The 22,333-nt window shown below is 67.8% G+C and carries 19 protein-coding genes; 9 read left to right on the top strand and 10 right to left on the bottom strand.

All coding sequences use genetic code 11. The features are described from left to right. Positions 1-7: 7 nt before the first annotated feature. Positions 8-943 (bottom strand): Gfo/Idh/MocA family protein, encoded by a 936-nt coding sequence (locus tag CRO12_RS01160; RefSeq protein WP_097062203.1) that lies wholly within the window; start codon positions 941-943, stop codon positions 8-10. Beyond that, positions 940-2,256, bottom strand: a complete 1,317-nt coding sequence (locus tag CRO12_RS01155; protein ID WP_097062202.1) for an MFS transporter — start codon at positions 2,254-2,256, stop codon at positions 940-942. Before CRO12_RS01155 ends, CRO12_RS01160 begins: the two co-directional genes overlap by 4 nt. 207 nt (positions 2,257-2,463) lie before the next feature. On the opposite strand from CRO12_RS01155, the gene CRO12_RS01150 reads away from it, so the two are divergent. From CRO12_RS01150 to CRO12_RS01140, 3 genes are all read left to right on the top strand, one after another. Beyond that, complete coding sequence (locus tag CRO12_RS01150) at positions 2,464-3,318, top strand: 2-dehydro-3-deoxygalactonokinase (RefSeq protein ID WP_097062201.1); 855 nt, start codon at positions 2,464-2,466, stop codon at positions 3,316-3,318. Continuing rightward, positions 3,315-3,944, top strand: coding sequence for a 2-dehydro-3-deoxy-6-phosphogalactonate aldolase (locus CRO12_RS01145; RefSeq protein ID WP_097062200.1), 630 nt, complete (start codon positions 3,315-3,317; stop codon positions 3,942-3,944). The genes CRO12_RS01150 and CRO12_RS01145 overlap by 4 nt, the downstream gene beginning before the upstream one ends. A gap of 119 nt (positions 3,945-4,063) precedes the next feature. Further along, on the top strand, positions 4,064-5,332 hold the full coding sequence (locus CRO12_RS01140) for an MFS transporter (protein WP_425442994.1): 1,269 nt from the start codon (positions 4,064-4,066) through the stop codon (positions 5,330-5,332). Positions 5,333-5,409: 77 nt separating this feature from the next. On the opposite strand, the gene CRO12_RS17845 is transcribed toward CRO12_RS01140, so the two are convergent. Together CRO12_RS17845 and CRO12_RS01135 are read right to left on the bottom strand one after the other, a co-directional pair. Beyond that, the gene (locus CRO12_RS17845) at positions 5,410-5,556 is read right to left on the bottom strand and encodes a hypothetical protein (RefSeq protein ID WP_179640797.1); all 147 of its coding nucleotides are present in this window, start codon (positions 5,554-5,556) and stop codon (positions 5,410-5,412) included. Positions 5,557-5,605: 49 nt separating this feature from the next. Further along, on the bottom strand, positions 5,606-8,401 hold the full coding sequence (locus tag CRO12_RS01135) for a beta strand repeat-containing protein (RefSeq protein ID WP_179640795.1): 2,796 nt from the start codon (positions 8,399-8,401) through the stop codon (positions 5,606-5,608). A 260-nt stretch (positions 8,402-8,661) separates the two neighbouring features. On the opposite strand from CRO12_RS01135, the gene CRO12_RS01130 reads away from it, so the two are divergent. From CRO12_RS01130 to CRO12_RS01120, 3 genes are all read left to right on the top strand, one after another. Beyond that, positions 8,662-9,711 (top strand): TIGR03032 family protein, encoded by a 1,050-nt coding sequence (locus CRO12_RS01130; protein ID WP_097062198.1) that lies wholly within the window; start codon positions 8,662-8,664, stop codon positions 9,709-9,711. Positions 9,712-9,992: 281 nt separating this feature from the next. Further along, positions 9,993-12,071: a calcium-binding protein gene (locus CRO12_RS01125; protein ID WP_097062197.1), complete on the top strand. Its 2,079-nt coding sequence runs from the start codon at positions 9,993-9,995 to the stop codon at positions 12,069-12,071. 252 nt (positions 12,072-12,323) lie between these two features. After that, positions 12,324-13,385 carry a helix-turn-helix transcriptional regulator gene (locus CRO12_RS01120; RefSeq protein ID WP_144033486.1) on the top strand — a complete coding sequence of 354 codons (1,062 nt, stop codon included), beginning with the start codon at positions 12,324-12,326 and terminating at the stop codon, positions 13,383-13,385. Here the strand turns inward: CRO12_RS01120 and CRO12_RS01115 are convergent. The 5 genes from CRO12_RS01115 to CRO12_RS01095 all read right to left on the bottom strand — a co-directional run bounded on the left by CRO12_RS01115 (position 13,375) and on the right by CRO12_RS01095 (position 17,588). Beyond that, on the bottom strand, positions 13,375-13,683 hold the full coding sequence (locus tag CRO12_RS01115; protein ID WP_097062195.1) for a hypothetical protein: 309 nt from the start codon (positions 13,681-13,683) through the stop codon (positions 13,375-13,377). The two genes, CRO12_RS01120 and CRO12_RS01115, sit on opposite strands and share 11 nt — an antisense overlap. A gap of 152 nt (positions 13,684-13,835) precedes the next feature. Continuing rightward, on the bottom strand, positions 13,836-14,522 hold the full coding sequence (locus tag CRO12_RS01110; protein ID WP_179640793.1) for a LuxR C-terminal-related transcriptional regulator: 687 nt from the start codon (positions 14,520-14,522) through the stop codon (positions 13,836-13,838). A gap of 253 nt (positions 14,523-14,775) precedes the next feature. Next, positions 14,776-15,168: a hypothetical protein gene (locus CRO12_RS01105; RefSeq protein ID WP_097062193.1), complete on the bottom strand. Its 393-nt coding sequence runs from the start codon at positions 15,166-15,168 to the stop codon at positions 14,776-14,778. Further along, the gene (locus CRO12_RS01100) at positions 15,165-17,246 is read right to left on the bottom strand and encodes a RelA/SpoT family protein (RefSeq protein WP_097062192.1); all 2,082 of its coding nucleotides are present in this window, start codon (positions 17,244-17,246) and stop codon (positions 15,165-15,167) included. The genes CRO12_RS01105 and CRO12_RS01100 overlap by 4 nt, the downstream gene beginning before the upstream one ends. 63 nt (positions 17,247-17,309) lie before the next feature. Then, the gene (locus tag CRO12_RS01095; protein WP_097062191.1) at positions 17,310-17,588 is read right to left on the bottom strand and encodes a CC_3452 family protein; all 279 of its coding nucleotides are present in this window, start codon (positions 17,586-17,588) and stop codon (positions 17,310-17,312) included. Positions 17,589-17,718: 130 nt separating this feature from the next. Here CRO12_RS01095 and CRO12_RS01090 point away from each other — a divergent pair, with 130 nt between their 5' ends. Further along, on the top strand, positions 17,719-18,213 hold the full coding sequence (locus tag CRO12_RS01090) for a winged helix-turn-helix transcriptional regulator (RefSeq protein WP_097062190.1): 495 nt from the start codon (positions 17,719-17,721) through the stop codon (positions 18,211-18,213). A 60-nt stretch (positions 18,214-18,273) separates the two neighbouring features. Here CRO12_RS01090 and CRO12_RS01085 read toward each other — a convergent pair whose 3' ends face one another. Then, positions 18,274-19,482 carry an LL-diaminopimelate aminotransferase gene (locus CRO12_RS01085; RefSeq protein ID WP_097062189.1) on the bottom strand — a complete coding sequence of 403 codons (1,209 nt, stop codon included), beginning with the start codon at positions 19,480-19,482 and terminating at the stop codon, positions 18,274-18,276. Positions 19,483-19,589: 107 nt separating this feature from the next. On the opposite strand from CRO12_RS01085, the gene CRO12_RS01080 reads away from it, so the two are divergent. Together CRO12_RS01080 and CRO12_RS18180 are read left to right on the top strand one after the other, a co-directional pair. Continuing rightward, a complete protein-coding gene (locus CRO12_RS01080; protein ID WP_097062188.1) occupies positions 19,590-21,362 on the top strand; it encodes a PHA/PHB synthase family protein in 1,773 nt (590 codons plus the stop codon). A 112-nt stretch (positions 21,363-21,474) separates the two neighbouring features. After that, positions 21,475-22,317: a phasin family protein gene (locus CRO12_RS18180; RefSeq protein ID WP_245858099.1), complete on the top strand. Its 843-nt coding sequence runs from the start codon at positions 21,475-21,477 to the stop codon at positions 22,315-22,317. The last annotated feature ends 16 nt before the right edge of the window (positions 22,318-22,333 follow it).

The raw sequence follows: 22,333 nt of genomic DNA, 5'->3' as shown, positions 1-22,333 counted from the left end.
TGACCGCTCAGCCGTTCCAGTCGAACGCCGCGACCTCCCGCCGCACGCCGAGTAGATAGGCATCGGCGACCAGACGGAACGGCTGAAGGTCGGTGTCGCTCTGCCGCGTGGCGATCAGTTCGGCGAAGCGGGCGTAGAGCCGCGCATACTCCGGCTCGTCCGGCACAGCCTGCGTGACGCCGTCGACCGCCATCGCCGATCCTCCCGCCGTCAAAGTCAGTACGCCGTCGTCGGTCTGGATCGCGATGTCCCAGGTCTGCGGCCCGCGCTGATCGAAGTCGAAGCCGACCGCAATCGCCGCGTCGGTGCCGTCGTCCAGCACCAGGTCGGCAGCGATCGGCGCGGCCTTGTTGGCCGGAAAGGCAAGCGTCGCCCGCGCGAGCGACAGCGGGTGGGGCAGGATGCGGGTGAGGATCGACAGCGCGTTGATGCCGGGATCGAACACGCCGATCCCGGGCTCCCAGATCCACTCCTGCCCCGGATGCCAGACGCGGACGTCCTCCCGCCACGACACGGTCACCCGCGCGATCCGGCGATCCTGCAGCCAGGCGCGGGCAGGCTCCACCGCCGCCGCCTCGCGCGAGTGCCAGGTGACGTGGAGCACGCTGTCCGACCCCGCGATCGCCGCGACGATCGCCTCCGCCTCCGTCACGGTCGCGGCGGGCGGCTTCTCGAGCAGGATGTCGAGCCCGTGGGCGACCGCGTCGCGGATCAGGGCGATCCGGCCGCGCGGCGGCGTGCAGATCGCGATCGCGCGAACCTTGGGCTGCCCGGCGACCAGCTCGGCGATGCTCCCGTAATTGGGCACGTCGGGCAGCGTGTTGTGGCGTGTCACCGTTGCGGCGAGGGTGAAGGCGTCGCTCGCCGCGATCGTGGGGATGTGCTGGTCGCGGGCGATCTTGCCGACGCCGACGATCGCGAGTGGGGTGGGCTGTGCGCTCATGCGGTCCTCATGTGGGAAGGTGATGCGGGAAGTTGGCGTTCTACCAGCGCCACGCCGATCGCCGTGCCGATCAGCGCGGCTGCGAGCAACAGCATCGGCGCGAGCGGGCTGCCGCTGGCCGCGGCGATCCAGGGGATCAGCGCCTGCGCCACAAAGCCGCCGAGATTGCCGGTCGCGTTGATTGCAGCCAGCCCGGCGGCGGCACCCGCGCCGTGGAGGAAGCGCGGCGGCAGCGTCCAGAAGATCGGCTGGGCGGAGACGATCGCGCACGCCGCGATGCACAGGGCGACGTACTGCGACACGGGACCCGGCAGCGCCACGCTCGTGACCAGCGCCGCGGCGCTGATCAGGACGGGGATGACGATGTGCCGTGGCCGGTGCGGGTGCCGCGCGGCCCAGCGCGGCACCCGCCATAAGGCGAACGCGACCAGCAGCCACAGCAGCGCATTGATGAAGCCGTTGGCGGTGTTGGACACGCCGAACCCCTGCACGATCGTCGGCAGCCAGTAGCTGAGGCCGTAGGCGGTGAGCGGAAAGCCGACAAAGGTGAGGCAGAGCAGCAGCACGCGCGGATCGAGGAGCACGCGCGCCGCCGCTCGCCCGCTGGGGGCGTCGCGGTGCTCCGCGGCGAGGGCAGCCGCCAGCCAGGCGCGAGCGGCCGGCGACAGCCAGGGCGCGTCGTCCGGCCGGTCGGGGATGACGCAGAGCACGACCGGTGCCAGCAGGACCGCGGGCGCGCCCGTGACCACGAACAGCCACTGCCACCCCGCGAGTCCGAGCATGCCGTCGAGGTCGAGCAGTACGCCCGCGACCGCCGAGCCGAGCACGTTCGCGGCGGCGCTGGCGATCATGAACAGGCCGATCGCGCGTGCGCGATACGCCTGCGGGTACCACAGCGTCACCGCGTAGAGTACGCCCGGGAACAGCCCGGCCTCCGCTGCGCCGAGCAGGAAGCGGAGCAGGTAGAAGACGGTGCCGCTGGTTGTGAAGCCGAGCAGCACGGTGACCAGGCCCCACGTCACCATGATCCGCGCGAACCAGCGCCGGACGCCGACGCGGACCAGCAGCAGGTTGCTTGGTACCTCGAACAGGAAATAGCCGAGGAAGAACAGGCCGGCGCCGAGACCGAATGCCGCGTCCGACAGCCCGATGTCGGCGGCCATCTGGAGCTTGGCATAGGACACGTTCTGGCGATCGATGTAGGCGACCAGGTAGACGAGCCCGAGCAGCGGCAGCAGGCGCCGGTTGACCGCGGTCACCGTCGCCCGCTCAAGCGCCGACTCCGCCAGTTCGCTGGTCAGCGGATCGGGCATGAGCGAGGTGTCACGGGCGTCCGTCGCCGGTCGTCAGGTGCGGGATCGAAGGCGGGTCACGGTTGCTGCGTAGCCCTACGGCGGATCGCCGAGCAAGCAGCATCGAACGCCGCCGATCGGCCGGCATCGACGCGCCTCCATCGAAGCCGTAAGTGGGCCCATGACCGGCGTGACCCGTGACCTGCTCGCTATCAGAACGGACCAATCGTGAGTGGGCCGCTGATCGCAGTGGACTGGGGCACGACCAACCGGCGCGTCTTCCTGCTCGAGCACGGCGCCGCCGTCCAGACCGACCAGGACGCGTGCGGCGTGCGGGCGGTTGAAGACTTCGCCGCCGAGGTCGCGGCGATCCGCGGGCGCTTCGGCGACCATCCGATGCTGCTCGCCGGGATGGTCGGCTCGTCCCTGGGCTGGCGCGAGACACGCTACCTGCCGGCACCGGTGGGCGTCGCCGACCTGGCGCAAGCGCTGGTGTTCGCCGATGCGCGCACTGCGATCGTGCCCGGGGTCGCGACAGCTGCGGACGTGATGCGGGGAGAGGAGGTGCAGCTGCTCGGCGCGGTCGCCGCCGGCCTGGTCCCGACCGACGCGGTGCTGGTGCAGCCGGGCACCCACGCCAAATGGGCGCGGGTGGCCGCGGGACGGCTGGTCGACTTCACTACCGCCATGACGGGCGAACTGTGGGCGCTGCTGCGCGCGGGCAGCGTGCTCGCGCCGCAACTGGCGGGTGAGGTATGCGTCGGCGACGCCTTTCGGAGGGGCGTGGCGGAGGGCGCGCGGCGCGATCTGGCCGCGTCGCTGTTCGGCATCCGCGCCGCCTGCCTGCTGAGAACGCGCGCCGATGCGGACGCGGCGTCGTTCGCGAGCGGGCTGCTGATCGGCAGCGAGGTCGCCGCACGGATAGCGGCCATCGAGCAGTCGACGATCCACGTCGTCGCGGGTCCGGCGCTCGGCGCGCTCTACCTCGCGGCAATCCAGGCGAACGGCCGCCGCGCGCTGATCGTCGACAGCCACGACGCTTTTGTTGCCGGCATCCTTGCCATCGGAGCACACCGACCATGACCCAACTCGCCGCGTTCGACGCCGCGCTCGCGCGCTGCCCGCTCATCGCCATCCTGCGTGGCGTCACGCCCGAGGAGGTCGTGGCGGTCGGGGAGGCGCTGGTCGCGGCCGGCTTCACGCTGATCGAGGTGCCGCTCAACTCGCCCGACCCGCTCAGCAGCATGGTGAGGCTGGCAGAGGCACTGGCGGGCCGCGCGCAGGTCGGCGCCGGCACCGTGCTGCGCGTGGCGGACGTCGCTGCCGTCGCCGACGCCGGCGGCGCGCTGGTGATCTCCCCCAACGCCGACACCCGGGTCATCGCGGCGGCGGCGGCGCGCGACCTGGTGTCGCTGCCCGGCATCGCGACCCCGACCGAGGCGTTCGCCGCGCTGGACGCGGGTGCTGCCGCGCTCAAGCTCTTTCCGGCGGAGGCGTCCTCGCCGGCCGTGCTCCGCGCAATGCGCGCCGTGCTGCCGCCCGGGACCCGCGTGCTGCCGGTCGGCGGGATCACGCCCGACGCGATGGCACCCTGGCGCGCCGCCGGCGCCGCTGGCTTCGGTCTCGGCTCCGCGCTCTACCGCCCGGGCATGTCGGCGGCGGAGGTCGGCGAGCGCGCCCGCGCCTTCGTGGCCGCGCTGGCCGGCTAGGCGCGCGCCTTGTGCGGCTCGCCGAAGTCGTGAAGAAGCAGGTCTCGCAGCGACGCACGGAGGCGCCGACGATGCATGGTCCGGACGCCCGCGGCACGGGAGTGACGCCCGAGCCATCGATGCCGCGCCGGGTCTCGCGCCGCTCGATGGCGGTTGCCGCCTTCTCGACGGTCGTCGAATGGTACGACTTCACACTCTACCTCTACTTCGCGACCGTGCTCGCGCGCGTCTTCTTCGGCTCGGCGAGCGGCGCCTCACTGGGTGCGACACTCGGCGGTTTCGCGATCGCCTACCTCATGCGCCCGCTCGGCGCCGTCGTGTTCGGCCATGTCGGCGACCGCTTCGGCCGCCGCCGCACCATGCTGCTGTCGATGGCGCTGATGACGGCGGCGATGCTCGCGACCGCGCTGCTGCCGACCTTTGACCAGGTCGGGCCGATCGCGGGCTGGCTGCTGCTCCTGCTCCGCTGCGTCATGGCCTTCTCCGTGGGCGGCGAATACACCGGGGTCGTCGCCTATTTGCTGGAGGGGGCGAGCGATGGCAGGCGAGGGCTGGTCACCTCGCTCGCCGCAGCCGCAAGCGAAGTCGGCGCGCTGCTGGCGGCCGGGGTCGCCGCGGTCACGGTGAGCGCCACCGCCGGCGCGGCGCTCGACAGCTGGGGCTGGCGCATCCCGTTCCTGATCGGCGCGGCGCTGGCGGCGGGCGTGTGGATCGTGCGCTCGTCGATGGAGGAATCGCCGGATTTCGTGCGGCAGCAGGCGACGGGCACCGTGCCGTCCGCGCCGATCCGGCAGGTGCTCGCGGCGCAGCGGACCGGCATCGCGCGCGGCTTCGCGATCTCCGCGCTCGGCTCGATCACCTATTATGTCGGGATCACCTACGTGCCCGCCTTTCTCTCCAGCACCGGCGGGCTGGCGGAAGGAGCGGCGCTATGGTTCTCGACCGCGGCGGCGCTGGTGGTGATTGCGGTCACGCCGCTGGTTGGATACCTGAGCGACGCGGTCGGACGCCGGCCGGTGCTGCTCGGTGCCTGCGGCTGCGCGGCCGTGCTGCCGGTCGCGATGTTCCTGCTGATGAGCGGCGGTGCGCCCGGGCCGGTGTTGGGCGGGGTCCTGGTGCTCGCGGCGCTGGGCGGGGCGGTCAGCGCCGTTGGCGCGGTCGCCTCTGCCGAGCAGTTCCCCGGGGAAGGGCGGCTCTCCGGCCTGGCGCTCGGGGTCACCAGCGCGACCGCGATCTTCGGCGGCCTAGCGCCCTACCTTGCGCACCTGATGATCGAGCACACCGGATCGCCGCTCGTCCCCGGCATCATGATCGCCCTGGTCGCTGCGGCCGTCCTCCCGGTGCTGCTCGGGATGGGAGAGACGCGGCCGGCGGCGGGGCACGAATAGGCGCGCCCTTGAGGGACGATGTTCTCGCGCCGAATGGACGTTACGTCCTGATCGAGCGTGTCGTGACGGACTGCCCGTCAGGAGCGCATTGAGAAGGGGCCGTCCGAGATGACCGGATTTAAGCCATTCTCCGCGGATCGCGCGGCCAGCTTGTGCACGGTCGGCGCGGTCCAGGGCTGCCGCATGGTCGGGGCGCTGGAGGTGGTGCGGTTCGCATCAGGCATCGTGTACTCCATTGTTGTGCTCCGGTGTGATCGGGCAGGCTCGATCAGATCAAAGGATGAAGTCGCCGGCGGAGATCGCGTGACCGTCCGCGACGATGACGATCATCGACAGGTCGGCGATCCCGTTGCCGTCAGTGTCGGCCTGGATCGTCCAGGTCGCACCCGAGTTGGTCGCGCGCACTTGGCCTGCAGCGCTGAACGCGGCCGAGCCGATGAAGCTAAAGCTCTGCGTGCCCGCAACGGTGCTGTTCGCGTCCATCGCCGATAAATCGATCCGATCGCCCAACGTGAAGTCGGTGATCGTGTCGCCGCCGCCGTTCGGCGAGTCGCTTGCCAGAAAGTAGCGGAAGGTGTCGTTGCCGGCGCCGCCGGTCATCGTGTCCGCCCCGCCACGTCCGTTGAACGTGTCGGCACCGCCGCCGCCCGTCAGGCTGTCCGCGCCGGTTCCGCCGAAAATGGTGAAGCGTCCGTCGGTCTCCGCGCTGCCGTTGAAGGTCAGGCTCTCGGCAGCTTGCAGGCCATTGGCCTGAATCGTCAGGGTCTGGCCGGCAGCGACGTTGCCGTTGTTCGTCGTCAGCTGGTACTGGAAGCTGCTGGCTGCGCCGAACCGCAGGTCGCTTCCCGATAGAAGCACAACCGTTTCGATGCCGGTCAGGTTGTTGGCGAGCGTGATCCCGCCCGAATAGCTTCCACGGAAGCCGATCTGGTCGTCGCTTCCGGCGCCCCCGTTCACGACGTCGCCCGCGGCGTAGAAGTTCAATCCGCCGGCCGTGCCGAAGTAGAAGCCGTCGTTCTGCGCGCCGCCCGTCAGGGTGTCCGTGCCACGCCCGCCGATGAAGAGAAACGCGCCGTCGGTCTCCGCCGAGCCGTTGAAGGTCATCGATTCGGCGGCGGTCAGCTGATTGCCGCTGACGGTGAGGAGGGTGCCGGGGGCGACGTTCGCGTCGACCGACGCCAGCGTGTAGCTGTAGGTCGCACTGCCGCTTCCGCCGAAGCTGGTGTTGGTGCCGCTCAGCAGCACCAGCGATTCGATCCGGAGCAGGTTGTTCGCGCCGAGCGTCAGCGCGTAGTTGCCCTGCAGTGCGACCTGGTCCTCCTCCACCCCGGAGAAGACGCCGGTGCCGCCATCGAGCGAGTCGCCGACGCTGAGCGCCGCGCCGAGATAGAAGCCGTCCTGGCCGGCGGCGCCGGTCGCGCTATCCTCCCCGCCGTCGGCGAGATTGAAGGTGTCGTTGGCCGGCGTGCCCGTCAGCGTGTTGTTGCCGGCGGTGCCGCGCAACTGATCGCCGGTACCGTCGACGCCCGTGACCGTGATGCTGACCGTGGCGGTGCCGCCGCCAGCCACCGTGTAGGTGAAGCTGTCGAGCGCGGTCGTGTTGGTGGCTCCGGTCGCCGCGGCGGTCGCGGTAGAGACGAGCGCGTTGAAGCGGCCGTTCGGGTTGTAGCTGATCGTGCCGTTGCCGTTGAGCGTCGCGATTGCGCCGGATGTCAGCGTGACGCTGGTGCCGGCGGTGACCGCGACGCCGTTGATCGCCGCAATGGTCGTGACGCCCCCGTCCGGGTCGGGATCGTTGCTGAGCACAGCGAGGGCGGGAACCGCGTCCTCCGGCACCGACGCGCCGTCGGCGATGGGGACCGCGGAGTCGTCGCTTGCGTTTACCGTTACCTGGATCGGCTTTCCGGCCGAGGCGGTGTTGCGGAACGCGCTGATCCGTCCGTCGGCATCCCCGACGATAAGGTCGAGGTCGCCATCGCCATCGATGTCGCCAAAGGTCGGGGCGGCGTTGTCGCCGATATCGACGGCGGCAAGCGGGTTGGCTGAGCCGGTCTGCTCCGTGAACACGCCGGCGTTGTTCTGCCACAGGCGGATCGTCCCGTTGCCGGCGCCGAGCAGCAGGTCGAGGTCACCGTCGCCATCGACGTCGTTGAAACTCGGCATGGCGAAATCGGCCACCGAGATGCCCGACAACGGGTTGGCCGCCCCTACCAGGGAAGCGAAGTTGCCACCGTTGTTGCGAAAGACGTTCAGGCCACCGAAGCCATCGCCAACGACCAGATCAGCGTCGCCGTCACCGTCGAAGTCGGCGAGCACCGGAGCGGCATAGGTGGCGACGGAGATGTTGTTGAACGGATTGGACGCACCCGTCACTTCGGCGAAGCTTGTCCCGGTCTTGCGAAAGGCGCGGATGTTGCCGGCATTGCCGCCGAAGATCAGGTCGGCGTCCCCGTCGCCATCGAAGTCGCCGAATGATGGCGTCGCCGCGTAGCCGATGTTGACACCGTTGAACGGGTTGGCCGCGCCGGTTGCCTGAGCATAGGTGCCGCCATTGTTGCGGAAGAGCAGCAGGGACCCGAACGCTTCTCCCACGACCAGATCGAGATCGCCGTCGTTGTCGATGTCACTGAGCGCGGGCGCGGAGAAGCCATCGGGCTGCGAGGGTGTGCCGATGTCGATCGCACCGAAAGGGTTGGCGGCACCGGTCAACTGCGCGAAGGTCGCGGGACCGGTCAGTCCCAGGCCGGCTGCGTCGACGAGGTTGACCACCAGTGTGCGCAGCGCCGTTGGCGCGTCGCTGATGTTGGCATAGGCGAGCCGCTCGATCACGGCGTCAACCCCAGCCACGCTCGCCTGGGCGTTGAACGTTACGCGAAAGGTCGCGCCGACGCCGCCGGAGATGGCACCGATCACGACACCGCCGACGCTCACGTCGCTACCGGATATCTGCACCTGCCCGGGGCCGCTGCCGTTCGGCAGGAGGCTGACCCGGTCCTCCGCAAGCAGGCCGGTAACGGTCAGCACAGCTCCGTTCAGGTCGCCATCGGCATCACCGAAGACGACGCTCACATCGATGAGTTGCGGACCCGCGTTGACCGACGCCTCTCCAAAGGAAGCAGCGGATGAGAACTGGCTCAGTGTTGGAGCGATTGCCACAGTGACGCCCTTTGCTTGACCCGTAGGAATGCATGGCACACCGGTGCCCCCACTCGCGGACATGTTGGCGGTGATGGCGAGAGGCGAGCAATCGCTCAAAGGTAGTACGACCAAGGATCATCCGTTTGCTTTCCGGCGCGATTATGACTTGGTTGTATTCGGGGGAGGGACGAATGGCCGAATATGGTTCGACCGAGGCGGTGTCCGCGCCAGTGCTGGCGTCGCCGGGCTTTGCTGATTGGCTGGCGCACCACGACATCAGCATCGCGCTGACAACCTATCAGACGGGTCGGCTGATCTTCATCAGCCGCCGCGCAAACGGGACGTTGCGCGTCCACGAGCGCCGGCTGCCGCGCTGCCAGGGTCTCTGGAGTGACGGACGCGAGCTGCTGGTGAGCAGCGAGGCGATGCTGTGGCGTTTCACCCGCACCGCGGACGACTCCGATCCGGGGCTGACCCGGTTCGTGCCCAGGCAGGGGTTCGTGACGGGCGCGATCGACATCCACGACATCGCGCTGAGCGATGTGGAGGGTCGACCAGCGCCGGTCTTTGTCGCCACCGCCTTCAACCTGATCGCGACCGTGGCGACGAATGCCAGTTTTCGACCGCTGTGGCGTCCCGCCTTCATCTCGGCGGTGACGCAGGAGGATCGCTGCCACCTGAACGGCCTGGCGACGGAGGATGGCCGGACCTCGATCGCAACCGCGGTCAGCCGGTCGGACGTGCTGGACGGCTGGCGCGAGCGGCGGCGGGACGGCGGCGTCGCCATCGACATCGCGAGCGGAGAGGTGATCGCCGGCGGACTGTCCATGCCGCACTCGCCGCGCGTGCACGACGGGCGACTGCTGCTGCTCGATTCCGGGCGCGGCCGACTCGTCTCGATCGACCGGCAGTCCGGGTCAGTCGACGAGATCGCCTTCTGCCCGGGCTTCGCGCGCGGTCTCGCGATCACCGGATCTCACGCGATCATCGGCCTCTCGCGTCCGCGACGGAATCACAGCTTCGAGGGACTCGCGCTCGACGCTGAACTTGCCGCGCGCGACAGCGCCGCCCGCTGCGGGCTGATCGTCGTGGACCTGGAGCGCGGACGCACCCTTGAGTGGCTGCGCTTCGAGGCGGAGGTGACCGAACTTTACGACGTGGCCGTCCTGCCCGCGACCCGCGAGGTAGAGGCGATCGGCTTCATCGGACCGGCCATCAGCACGTTCGTTGATCACAAGTGAGCTGACCGACTCCTCAAATAAGAACTGTCCCAATTCTGGACCAATTCTGCGCCGAACGCCAAAAAGCGGCGTCGGTGCCCGAATAATCCTTTGTTCCGCCGTAGCTTAGTTATTTGCGTTGGTTAACAAAGTACTACTTTTGGGCCGCGTCACCCTTTGGAATCTTGTCCCTGTCCGGGGATACGGGGTGCGTTGCTACGCTGACATTGCTCTGCCCGCGTCCGGCGATGAGTCGGCGCACGCTCAGTCGAGCGGAGGGATAGTTCAAGGAGCAGAGCACCATGGCACGCACTCGTCCAGCGCCCCCGATTTCGGGGCCCGATACGCCCGTCACCCCGCTGCCGTCGACCGCACCGACCGGTTCGGCGTGGCAGACCGGCGACGACCTGAACAATTTCATCAACCTGCGGACACCGGGATCCGCATCGTTCCAGCCGGCCAATGCCCGCGGCATGGGCGGTAACGACATCGTCTTCGGCAACTACAATCAGAACATTATCGAGGGCAACGACGGCAACGACGTGCTGATCGGCGGAACCGGATCGGACACTCTGCCGGGCACGGACGCAACCCGTCTGGCGAGCGGCAACGACTGGCTGTCGGGCGGCAACGGCGACGACCTGATGTTCGGTGACGAGGTCGATACCTCCACCGGCACCAACAGCGTTGTCAGCCGGATGGACGGCATCGACAACATGACGGGCGGTGCCGGCAACGACACCATGTGGGGCGGCGGCGGCGGCGACGTCATGTCGGGCGATTCCGGCAATGACGCCATCTGGGGCGAGACCGGCGACGACAAGCTGAACGGCGGCACCGGCAACGACCAGATGTCCGGCGGCGACGGCAACGACGACATGTCCGGCGGCGAAGACAACGACGTCATGCTCGGCAACACCGGCAACGACCTGATCCAGGGCAACAGCGGCCTCGACATGATCTCGGGCGGCGATGGCAACGACACAATCTGGGCTGGCACCGGCAACGATCGCGTCAACGGCGACTCGGGTAGCGACACCATCCGCGGCGGCCAAGGTGCCGACACGGTTGATGGCGGCACCGGTGACGATTTCATCTACGGCGATGACGGCAACGACGCGCCCGGTGGCGACAATGGCAGCGTGCCGGGCAGCGACGGCATCGACACGGACGAGGGCGGCAACGACACGCTCCTCGGCGGTGCTGGCAACGACCGCATCGACGGCCAGCTCGGCGATGACTTCGTCGACGGCGGCGAAGGCGACGACACGCTGTACGGCGACACCGGCAACGACCGAATCCTGGGCGGCGTCGGCGCCGACTGGGTCCAGGCGGGCGCCGGTAACGACTATGTCTCGGGCGGTGAGGGCAACGACGTCCTGAACGGTGCCGATGGAGTCGACGAGATGTTCGGCGACGGCGGCAACGACGAGATCTACGGCGGTGCCGGAGCCGATCTCCTGTTCGGTGGCGACGGTGCTGACGCGATCCACGGGCAGCAGGGGGCGGACCTGATCGAGGGCGGCGCCGGCAACGACACGCTGTTCGGTGAAGGCGGCGGCGACCGGATCCTCGGTCAGGATGGTGACGACGTCATTTACGGCGGTGCCGACAATGACGGCGACATCGATCTGGCCGAGAGCGGCTATCTGAGCGGCGGTGACGGAAACGACACCATCTACGGCAACTCCGGCGCCGACGACATCTACGGCGACGCCGGGAACGACATCCTGTTCGGCAATGACGGTGTCGACTACATGTTCGGCGGCATCGGCAACGACACCATGGATGGCGGCGACGACAACGATCGCCTCTACGGTGATCTCGGAAACGACAACCTGTCCGGTGCTAGCGGCGACGATCTTGTCGATGGCGAGTTCGGGGACGACGTCGTTCACGGCGACGCCGGCAACGACACCGTCTACGGCGGTGAGGGCACCGACTTCGTCTACGGTGACGCCGGCAACGACCGCGTCTACGGCGACGACGGCAACGACGTCCTGTCGGGCGGCAATGGCGACGACTTCCTGGTCGGCGGCAACGGCAACGATTCGCTGCGTGGCGGCAGCGGCCGGGACGTCTTCTGGTTCGACCAGGACGGTGGCGACAACGACAACAGCGGCACCGACACGATCCTCGACCTGTCCATGGCGAACAAGGACACGATCCAGATCGACGTCGCCAATCCGCTGATGGTGAACCTGGCGGCCTTTGTCGTGTCCGACAACGGCACCAACACCACCATCACCTTCGGTGCGCACACCATCGTCGTCAACGGCCTGACCAGCGGCCTGCCCGGCGTGTTCGCGTTCGACTCGATCGCGGACATCAACGCCTTCAGCCAGGGCAACGCCGGCTACGACCTGGTTCAGTTCGTCTGATCGGCAGCTAGCCATACGTCGGTAGCCCCCCGACGTCGGGTGGGAGGGCCCTTCATCCCCCTCCCACCCATCCTTTTTGCGCTAGCGGTCCGCCGCGTGGGCGCGACGCCACCCGAATAGGGGTAATGCTTAATAGCATCGGGCTGGATCAGCGCTGGCTGCTACCTGCTCGCTCTTGGAACAGGTCGCCTTTCCCTCATGATCACCAGTGCACCGGTTGCGGACGCGCCCGATCCGGCGACGATCACGGTCGTGCACGACGACGTGGTCTGGAACATGCTGCGCGAGCAGTCGGGATGCGACATCACAATCGCCGTGGTCGAACGTGGCGTCGCCGGCCCGTGCGAGCTGCTGCTCGCCGCCGGGCTTCAGCCTGAGGATATTCGCGTCGCCGAGTTCCTGCCCTGGCTGCACGAACGACGGCATCAGATCGGCATCAACACCGACGTGATGTCGGAACTCGATCTCACCGCGCTGGACTGTCCGGCGCCCTTTCCGTGCAGCTTGCTTCGCGCGAGTTGCAGCAGCGTCGACCAGTCACAGGCGCTCTGGCTGCTGCTGGGTAGCCGACATGGCCAGCCGATCGATCCGGATCGGGAGGTCCGCCTACGGGCGGTGCTGAGCCGCCATGCCCTGTCGCGCAGTCTCGACGCGCAGCGCGCGATCCAGTTGCGCTATCTCGAAGGAGTGACGGACAGTCTCTCGGTCGCGCTCATGCTGCTCGACCGGCGCGGTCACCTGTTGTGGAACAACGAGGTCGCCCGCCAGATGCTGCGCGCCGGCGATCTTCTCTCGGTCAGTCTGGACGGTCGTCTGCTGGCGCGGCAGCCCGGCGTCACCCACGTCATCTGGTCGACCCTCGCCAGGCCGGCCTCGAACGGGCACGCCTCGGCATCACGGCCGCACATCATCGATCTGCGCGGATCAATCCGGTCGTTGCTGTTGCTGCAGCCGCTTGCCTCAATCGTCCACGGCGATGTCGTGCTGGCGGCCGTGCCGCAGCTGCCAATCGAGGCGTTCACGCGCCAGCTCGCCGGCATCTTCGGTCTGCTACCCTCCGAAGCCAGGTTCCTCGCGACGCTCGTCCGGCAAGGCGCGTTGACCGAGGCGAGCGCCGCACTGCACCTGTCGCCGCAGTCCGCGCGGACCTACCTGAAGCGGATATATGGAAAGCTGGGTATCGGCGGACAACTCGAACTCGCGGTCCTGCTGGCCGGCCTGACCCCGCCAATCTGCCTCGCAATCGAAGAAGACGGTGCCATTGCCGCGACGGCCGACCAGCGCCGCAGCTCAAGGCCCCAGATCACCGAATGAATGGTGGTGCAGGCTTTGGCTGTTCGTCCTCGATCGTATCAGCGGCCTGGCGAAGCACTGCCGGCAATTCGGCCAGCAATCCGGCATGGTCGAACAGGCCGATCATCGCGCCGAGCGCGGCGAGAGCTACCTCCGCCTGGTCCGCTCCGGCATCGAGCAGGCCCGCATAGATCCGCGAGATCGATGCACTCGCATCAACGAGGGCAGGATCGCTGGCGACGCCGAGATCGAGTGCCGCTTGGCGCATCAAGGCGTCGACAACGATGACGCGCGACAGCGGCGTGCCGCCGTCAGTCATGCGAAAGGGTCCGGAATAAGGAGCAAACGGACGAATCCTCGCTGATCCGTCGCAACTTAGAGGCTGGACCGCTCGGCCGGAAGAGCAACCACGGCAATCCATCAGCAAAAACGGGCAACTGATAGCCAGCGGCGGCGTTCGTTACTGTCGGGTCAGCAGTTCACGCCGACGCGCGGCTCCGGCACAGAGTCGGCGGGGACCTGTGGGAGACCCTGCCGGCGTGCCCAGATCGCGGCTTGCGTGCGGTTCTGCACCTGGAGCTTGCGCATCAGGGCCTTGACGTGAACCTTCACGGTCGCATCGCTGATATCCAGTTTGCGCGAGATCAGCTTGTTCGGGTACCCGAGCGAGAGCAGGTTCAGGATCTCTACTTCGCGCTCGGTCAACCGCGCACTGCTGATCGCGGCTTCCGCATGGCTGGTCACTTGGGTCGATTGAAGTTGCTTCAGCGTCTCAACGAGCTTCGATGGGACGACCTTTTCGCCGGCCGCGACCAGTTGAAGGCTCGCGATCAGCGAAGGGCAGGCGATCTCGCGGGTCAGCAGTCCATCGACGCCGAGGCCAAAGGCCCGGCACATGTCATTATAGTCGAAGTCGGCGACCATGCAGACGATGCGGGCCCCGGGAGAGGTCGAGCGGATATGCTCCACGTCGTCGCGCAAGGTCAGCCGGGACTCGTCCAGGAGGATAGCGACAGGGTTTGCTTCTGTTTCCGAAAATCGGCCGGCGACGTCGAGCGATTGGCTTACGACGAAGCCGGCATCCGAGAGAATGCGCTGCAGCCCCTCCCGCAAAATGAGATTTTTGCCGATCAAGGCGACGTTGACCTTGGCTTGCATAGCGATCCTCCCCCGACCCCTATTCTCTCCGCGAGCTCGCTGTCCCCCGATGGGGACAGTCATGAAAACTCAATCTAATCAACGATGAGCGAACTCGAATCAGCGAGGCTACGAGTTTCGGATACTATACTAAAGTGCCGTTCTTGTGTCTAATTCGTATGATCTCCGCCCCTGAACCTTCTAATTTCGGTACATCGAACGGCCAATACCCCGAATAGGGTATGATCATGCACCGAGATGCTTAGGCCACTAACTATTGTTCAAGATCGGGAGGCGCGGCGTCAGTTGCTCTGCGTGCCTTCATTGCGTTGCGGACCGCGGCTTCCGCCGCGCGCAGCTCGTCCTCGCTGGGCGGCGGGGCCGGTGTAGGCGGCGTCGGCTCGGCGGCCGGGGTCGGCACCGGCTCCGGCGTGAACAGGTGGGCGAACGGGTCGTCGATCATCGCCGCATTGTCGAGCGCGGCGGCGAGCGCGGCGTTGCGCTGCGTGTCGGACCGCATGCGATCGATCCAGGCCCGTTCGCTCGCGATCGCCGCCGCGCGCTGGGCGTTCTCCGACGCGGGCACCTCGTCATCGGCAGGAGCGGCGGGGCGGTCGCAGCCGGCGAGCAGGACCGCCGCGATCGGCAGCAGTCCGTGTGCCCTCACGCGCGAACGGCGTCGCTGACCGCGTCGGCGGCGCGCAGCGCAGCGAGCAGGCGGGTGAGATGCGCGTTGTTGCGCACCTCAAGGTCGATGGTGTTGGTGTGAAAGGTCGTGTCGCGGTTGTCCATCCGCAGCCCAAGGATGTTGGCCTTGTGCCCGCCGATCACGGTTGCGATCGCGCCCAGTGCGCCGGGTTCGTTCTTCAGCGTCACGGCGATCCGCGCGATCCCGCCCTCCGCGCCCTCGCCCCAGGCGAGGTCGACCCAGTCACCGTCCTCGCCGATGTTGGGGCAGCCGATCTCGTGCACCGCAATCCCCGCGTCCTCGCGGCGGATGCCCACGATGCGGTCGCCGGGCACCGGCCGGCAGCATTCGGCGAGGTCGAAGGCGACGCCCGGCGTCAGCCCGGTGATCGTGATCGCGTGGCGCTGCGGCGGCGCGCGGTGTGCGTCCTCGCCGCCGGCCGATCCCGGCATCAGCGCCTCCATGACCTGCGCGTCGGAGAGCTTGCGACGGGCGATCGCCTCCGCCAGCGCGTCCTCGTCGGCGAGCTTCAGCCGCTGCAGCCCCGCGAGCACAGCGTCCGTGCCGATCGGGGTCGGCAGGCGCTGGACGATGTCGTCGTAGAGCTTGCGGCCGAGTGCCAGCGTTTCGTCGCGTTCCTTGTTGCGCTGGTGCCGGCGGATCGCGGCGCGCGCCTTGCCAGTAATTGCGAAGTTGAGCCAGTTGGCTTGCGGCGTCTGCGCCTTCGACCGCAGGATCTGGACGCTGTCGCCGTTCTGCAGCTCGGTGCGCAAGGGGGCCATCCGGCCGTTGATCTTGGCGCCCACCGCCTGGTCGCCGAGATCGGTATGAACGGCGTAGGCGAAGTCGATCGGGGTCGCGCCCTTGGGAAGCTGGATCAGCTCGCCCTTGGGGGAGAAGGCGAAGATGCGGTCGGCGTACATCGCCATCCGGGTGTGCTCCAGCAGCTCCTCCGGGCTGTCCGCCGCTTCCAGGATCTCGACCAAGTCGCGGACCCAGCTGACCTGGGTGTCGGGGCGCACCTCATTCTGCTTGTACGCCCAGTGCGCCGCGATCCCGTACTCGGCCTGCGCGTGCATCGCCCGCGTCCTGATCTGCACCTCGACTCGGGTATTCTCCCCGAAGAAGACGGAGGTGTGGAGCGAACGGTAGCCGTTGCGCTTGGGGGTCGAGATGTAATCCTTGAAGCGGCCGGGGACGAGCGGCCACTTGCGGTGGATGAGGCCAAGCGCCCGGTAGCACTCCTCTTCCGTCTCCACGATCGCGCGGAACGCGATCACGTCCGACAGCTGCTCCAGGCTGACGTGTCGCTCCGACATCTTGCGCCAGATCGAATAAGGGTGCTTCTGCCGGCCGGACACTTCGGCGTGGATGCCGCCGCGCTCGAGCAGGGTGGTCAGCGTGTCCGCGATCTTGTCGACGCGGTGACCCTCGCTCTCCAGCGCCTCCAGCCGCTTGGTGATCGATTCATGCGCCTCTGGCTCGAGCTCGCGGAAGGCGAGCGTCTGCATCTCCTTCATGAACTCGTACATGCCGATCCGCTCGGCGAGCGGCGCGTAGATGTCCATCGTCTCCTTGGCGATGCGGCGTCGCTTCTCCGGCTTGGCGATGAAGCGGAGGGTGCGCATGTTGTGGAGCCGGTCGGCGAGCTTGACGAGCAGCACGCGGATGTCGTCGGACATGGCGAGCAGGAACTTGCGCAGGTTCTCCGCCGCGCGCTGACTCTCCGTCTCGGCCTCGATCTTGCTGAGCTTGGTGACGCCGTCGACCATCCGTGCGACGTTCTGTCCGAACAGCCGCTCGATCTCCTCCGACGTGGCGACCGTGTCCTCCACCGTGTCGTGAAGGATCGCGGTGGTGATCGTCTCGTCGTCGAGGTGCAGGTCGGTCAGGATGCCCGCAACCTCGATCGGGTGGCTGAAATAGGGATCGCCGCTTGCCCGCTTCTGCGTCCCGTGCGCGTTGACCGAGAATACATAGGCGCGGTTGAGCATGGCCTCGTTGGCCTGCGGATCGTAACTCAGGACCCGATCGACGAGTTCATATTGGCGCAGCACAGGTGAGTAGATGGGGCGGCACCGCGCGGTTTTGCAACGTTTTTCGTGCTGCGGTGCCGCACCTCAGCGTGCGCGGGCGTTGCAGCGCGCGAGCGCGTCGGCATCGAACGGGGCGCCGCGCGCGGTGAAGGCGGTGAGGATGCCCATCTCGCGGGCGGCGAGCTGGCACAGCACCGCGTCGCGTTCGTCCGACTGGGGCGTGGTGCAGGTGTCGCCCGCGCACTTCCACAAGGTGGCGCGCGTCATGACGTTCGCCTTGGCAGGCATTGCGATCGGCACCGCGCTGTACCCGCTCGCCTGTGCCGCTGCTCCGGCCGGCAGAAGCAGCAGTGCCGCACACATCAACGCAGCTCGATTTCTCATCACGACCTCCGACTCGGTTGCGATTTGAAACTAACATGCTCAAGGTTGAGTTGCAATATGATACTTACCGGCCTTTCACGAAAGAGCGTGAGTGCGCTATGGAGGAGTGATGGCGAAGCTGGCGCGTGAGCAACTCGTAGAGTTCTCTTCGGAGTGCAGCCTTCCGGCCGCGCTGGAGGTGGTGGGGGAGCGCTGGGCTTTCCTGATCCTGCGCAGCGCATTTCTCGGCATGCGCCATTTCGAGGATTTTCAGTCCACCCTGGGGATCGCGCGCAACATCCTTGCCGACCGGCTCGCGCGGTTCGTCGAGCGTGGAATCATGGAGCGGCGGCCGGTGCCCGATGATCGCCGCCGCGTTGAGTACCGGCTGACGGAGAAGGGCTGGGCGCTCACCCCGACGCTGGTCGCGCTGCGGCAGTGGGGCGAGCGGTGGGAGACGGGCACGACGGCGCAGCCGGTGCTGGTCGACGTCGCCGATGGTCTGCCCGTGCGCGAGGTGACGGTGCAGTCGCACGACGGCCGCGTGCTCGGGAAGGGCGATATGCGCTGGGCGGTGGAGGGATCGGCGGAGGACGGCGGTGCTCCCGCGAAGGCGGGAGCCTAGAACCGCAAACGCCTCGCGTCCTGCTCAGGACTACCGACTTCGCGGGAGTACGCGTGGGGATTAGCCGGCCGCCTTCGCGCCGGTGTTGACCCCCATCGACTGGAGATACTTCTTCACGTTGCGCGCGGCCTGGCGCAGCCGCTGCTCGTTCTCGACCAGCGCGATGCGGACAAAACCCTCGCCGTCCTCGCCGTAGCCGACCCCCGGCGCCACCGCGACCTTGGCATGGGTGAGGAGCTGCTTGGAGAATTCCAGGCTGCCCATTTCGCGCAGAGCGGGCGGCAGCGGCGCCCAGGCGAACATCGACGCGCGCGGGGCGGGGATGTCCCACCCGGCGCGGGCGAAGCTTTCCACCAGCACGTCGCGGCGCTTGTGGTAGAGCTCGCGGTTCCTGGCGACGATGTCCTGCGGGCCGTTGAGCGCCGCGCACGCCGCCGCCTGGATCGGGGTGAAGGCACCGTAATCGAGGTACGACTTGACCCGGGTCAGCGCGGCAATGAGCTGCTGGTTGCCAACCGCGAAGCCGATCCGCCAGCCCGCCATCGAATAGGTCTTGCTGAGCGAGGTGAACTCGACCGCGACGTCCTTGGCGCCCGGCACCTGCAGGATCGAGGGCGTCGGATTGCCGTCGTAGTAGAGCTCGGAATAGGCGAGGTCGGAGAGCACCCAGACCTTGTTCGCCTTCGCCCAGGCGACCAGCCGCTCGTAGAACGCGAGGTCGACCGTCTCGGCCGTCGGGTTCGAGGGATAGCCGACCACGAGGACGCTGGGCCGCGGGACGGTGAAGGCCATCGCGCGCTCCAGCGACTCCCAATAGTGCTCGTCGGGCGTCGTCGGCACGCTGCGGATCGTGGCGCCCGCGATGATGAAGCCGAACATGTGGATGGGGTAGGAGGGGTTGGGCGCGAGCACGACGTCGCCGGGCGCGGTGATCGCGGTGGCGAGGCTCGCCAGCCCCTCCTTCGACCCCATCGTGACCACCACCTCGCGCTCGGGATCGAGATCGACGCCGAAGCGGCGGGCGTAATAATTGGCCTGCGCACGGCGCAGCCCCGGAATACCTTTGGACTGCGAATAACCGTGCGCGTCGGGCTTCATCGCGACCTCGCACAGCTTGTCGAGCACGTGCTGGGGCGGCGGCAGGTCCGGGTTGCCCATCCCCAGATCGATGATGTCCTCACCCGCCGCGCGCGCGCCCGCCCGCATCGCGTTCACTTCCGCGATGACATAGGGGGGGAGGCGCTTGATGCGGTAGAAATCGTCGGACATGGCACGCGCTTTCGGTTCGATGCGGGAGCGTCATACGCGATTGAAGCGTTGGCGGGAATGACGCGCCGGCAAGAAGAGCTTAAAGGCGTGCGCGCGAGAGGAGTGGCATGGCCGACGGCAGCGACACGACAGCCCCGGGCGCCGAGGGTGCGGGCAAGGGCATCCCGACGCTGGAGGACATGCAGCACTGGACGTGGGTGCTCGGCCGCGCGCAGCAGATGATGCTCGAGGCGGGGGTGGAGGCGGCGAAGATCACGTCGCCCGCGACGATCCTGCCGTCGGCTCCCGCGGGCTTCGATCCGATACCGATGTTGCAGGCGAGCGCCGACTTCTGGGGCGACACGATCAAGCTGTGGCAGCGCTTCCTGGACCCGGAACATGCCGAGCCGTTCCGCGAGACGCCCGAACAGGCCCGCGACAAACGCTTCAAGGCACCGGAATGGCGCGAGCAGCCGGTGTTCGACTTCATCCGGCAAAGCTACCTCACGGTCGCCGATCACCTGCTGAAGGGCGTCGACGCGGTCGAGGGGGTGGATGACCGGCAGCGCGAGCAGCTCCGCTTCGCGACCCGCGGGTTCGTGGATGCGATGAGCCCAAGCAATTTCGCCGCCACCAACCCGCAGGCCTTGAAGCGCATCATCGAGACTCGCGGTGAGAGCCTGCTCAAGGGGCTGGAGAACATGCTGGCCGACCTGCAGCGCGGCCAGCTGACCCACACCGACCGAGCCGCCTTTGAGGTCGGGCGGAACATCGCGACCACGCCCGGCAAGGTCGTCTATCGCACCCGCCTGTATGAGCTCATCCACTATACGCCGACCACGCCGGAGGTGCTGGCGACGCCGCTCATCATCTTTCCGCCGTGGATCAACCGCTTCTACATCCTCGATCTGACGCCGGAGAAGAGCTTCATCGCCTGGGCCGTAGCGCAGGGCCTGTCGGTGTTCGTGGTGTCGTGGAAGTCGGCCGACGCCAGCCTAGCCGACGTGCGCTGGGACGATTACGTCGCCGCGCAGCTGGAGGCGATCGACGTCGTCCGCGAGCTGCTCGATGCGGCGTCGGTGCACGCCATCGGCTACTGCGTTGCCGGTACCACGCTCGCGGCCACGCTCGCCGTGCTCGCCGCGCGCGAGGAGGCGGACAATGTCGCCAGCGCGACCTTCTTCACCGCACAGGTCGATTTCGCGCACGCGGGCGACCTCCGGCACTTTGTCGACGACGATCAGCTCGCGATGATCCGCAGCCTCGCGACCGACGGGTTCCTCGACGGCCGCTACATGGCCGCGACATTCAACCTGCTGCGCGGGCGCGACCTGATCTGGAACTACGTCAGCAACAACTATCTTCTAGGGGAAGAGTACGCGCCGTTCGACCTGCTCCACTGGAACGGCGACGTCACCAATCTGCCCGCGGCGTGGCACCAGAGCTACCTGGCCGACCTGTACCGCGACAACAAGCTGGTGGTGCCGGGCGCGCTGTCGGTGCTGGGCGTGCCGATCGACCTCACGCAGGTCGCGACCCCGGTCTATGTCCAGGCGGGCCGCGAGGACCACATCGCCCCGGCCGAGAGCGTGTGGAAGATCACGCATCATTTCACTGGACCCTTGCGCTTCGTGCTGGCGGGCTCCGGCCATATCGCCGGGGTGGTGAACCCGCCGGCAGCGGGCAAGTACCAGTACTGGACCAACGACGCCGACGTATCCTCGCTCGACGCGTTCGTGGCCGGGGCAAGCGAGACAAAGGGCAGCTGGTGGCCCGACTGGATCAGCTGGATCCGCCGGATCGGCGCTGGCCGCGTTCCTGCAACGGGCGCGCGGATGCCGGGCGAAGGGAGCTTGCCTGCGCTCGCGGACGCACCCGGGACCTACGTCAGGGCGCGCTGAGCCGGACCGTTCCGCTGCGCAGCCGGGTTGTGCTGCACCGCACAAAAAGCGCTTGCAAAAATGCCGTCGATGCGTATTTGTGCGCTGCAACAAGTAGATGCGGGCGAGCGCAATGGCGAAGAAGGTCACCAGGTCGAGCAAGGGTCCGGCAACAGCGGTGCCGTTCGCCGATGTGGCGCCGACGCCCGACATCGACTCCGCTGCTGCACCTTTCATCCCCGACGCGCCGATCGTAACGGGTGATAGCCTCGCGACGGTCATCGCAACCGCCACCGACGCAGCGCCGCGTACCACTGGTGCCGGGACCGAGGCGACCGATGCGGTCGTCGACGCGACCGCGCTGGTGACTGAGACGACCGCCAACACCGTCGAGCAGGTGACCGATGCGGTCGTCGACGCCATTCCCGAACCCGCGGCCGTTGCCGCTCCGATCGAGGCGGCAGAGACCGCCGTAACTCACGCGGCCGACATGGCCGCCGACACCGTGCAAGAGGACACACAGATCATGGCTACCACTTTCGAGAACACCACCGCGACCGCCGCCAACGAGGCGCCCAAGATGTTCGCCGACATGAACGAGCGTGCGAAGGCCGCGATGGAGAAGAGCGGCCAGGTGGTCGCCGAGATGAACGAGTTCGGCAAGGGCAACGTCGAGGCGATGGTCGAGTCGAGCCGCATCGCGATGCGCGGTCTCGAGGCGCTGGGCCAGGACGCCGCCGAGTACAGCCGCAAGTCGTTCGAGGGTCTGACCGCGACGCTCAAGAACCTGGCGAGCGTCAAGTCGCCGACCGAGTTCTTCAAGCTCCAGAGCGACTGGATGCGCACCTCGTTCGACCAGGCGGTCGCGCAGACCTCCAAGAGCACCGAGGCGATGATCAAGCTGGCCGGCGACGCCGCGCAGCCGCTGTCGAACCGCGTCGCCGTTGCCGCCGACAAGGCGAAGACCGTCGCCTGAACGGCTCGACCTTTCA

The organism is Sphingomonas guangdongensis, from assembly GCF_900199185.1.
GTDB lineage: Bacteria > Pseudomonadota > Alphaproteobacteria > Sphingomonadales > Sphingomonadaceae > Sphingomonas > Sphingomonas guangdongensis.
The sequence above is the reverse complement of the archived record's forward strand: the minus strand, read 5'-3'. Positions and strand labels throughout refer to the sequence as shown.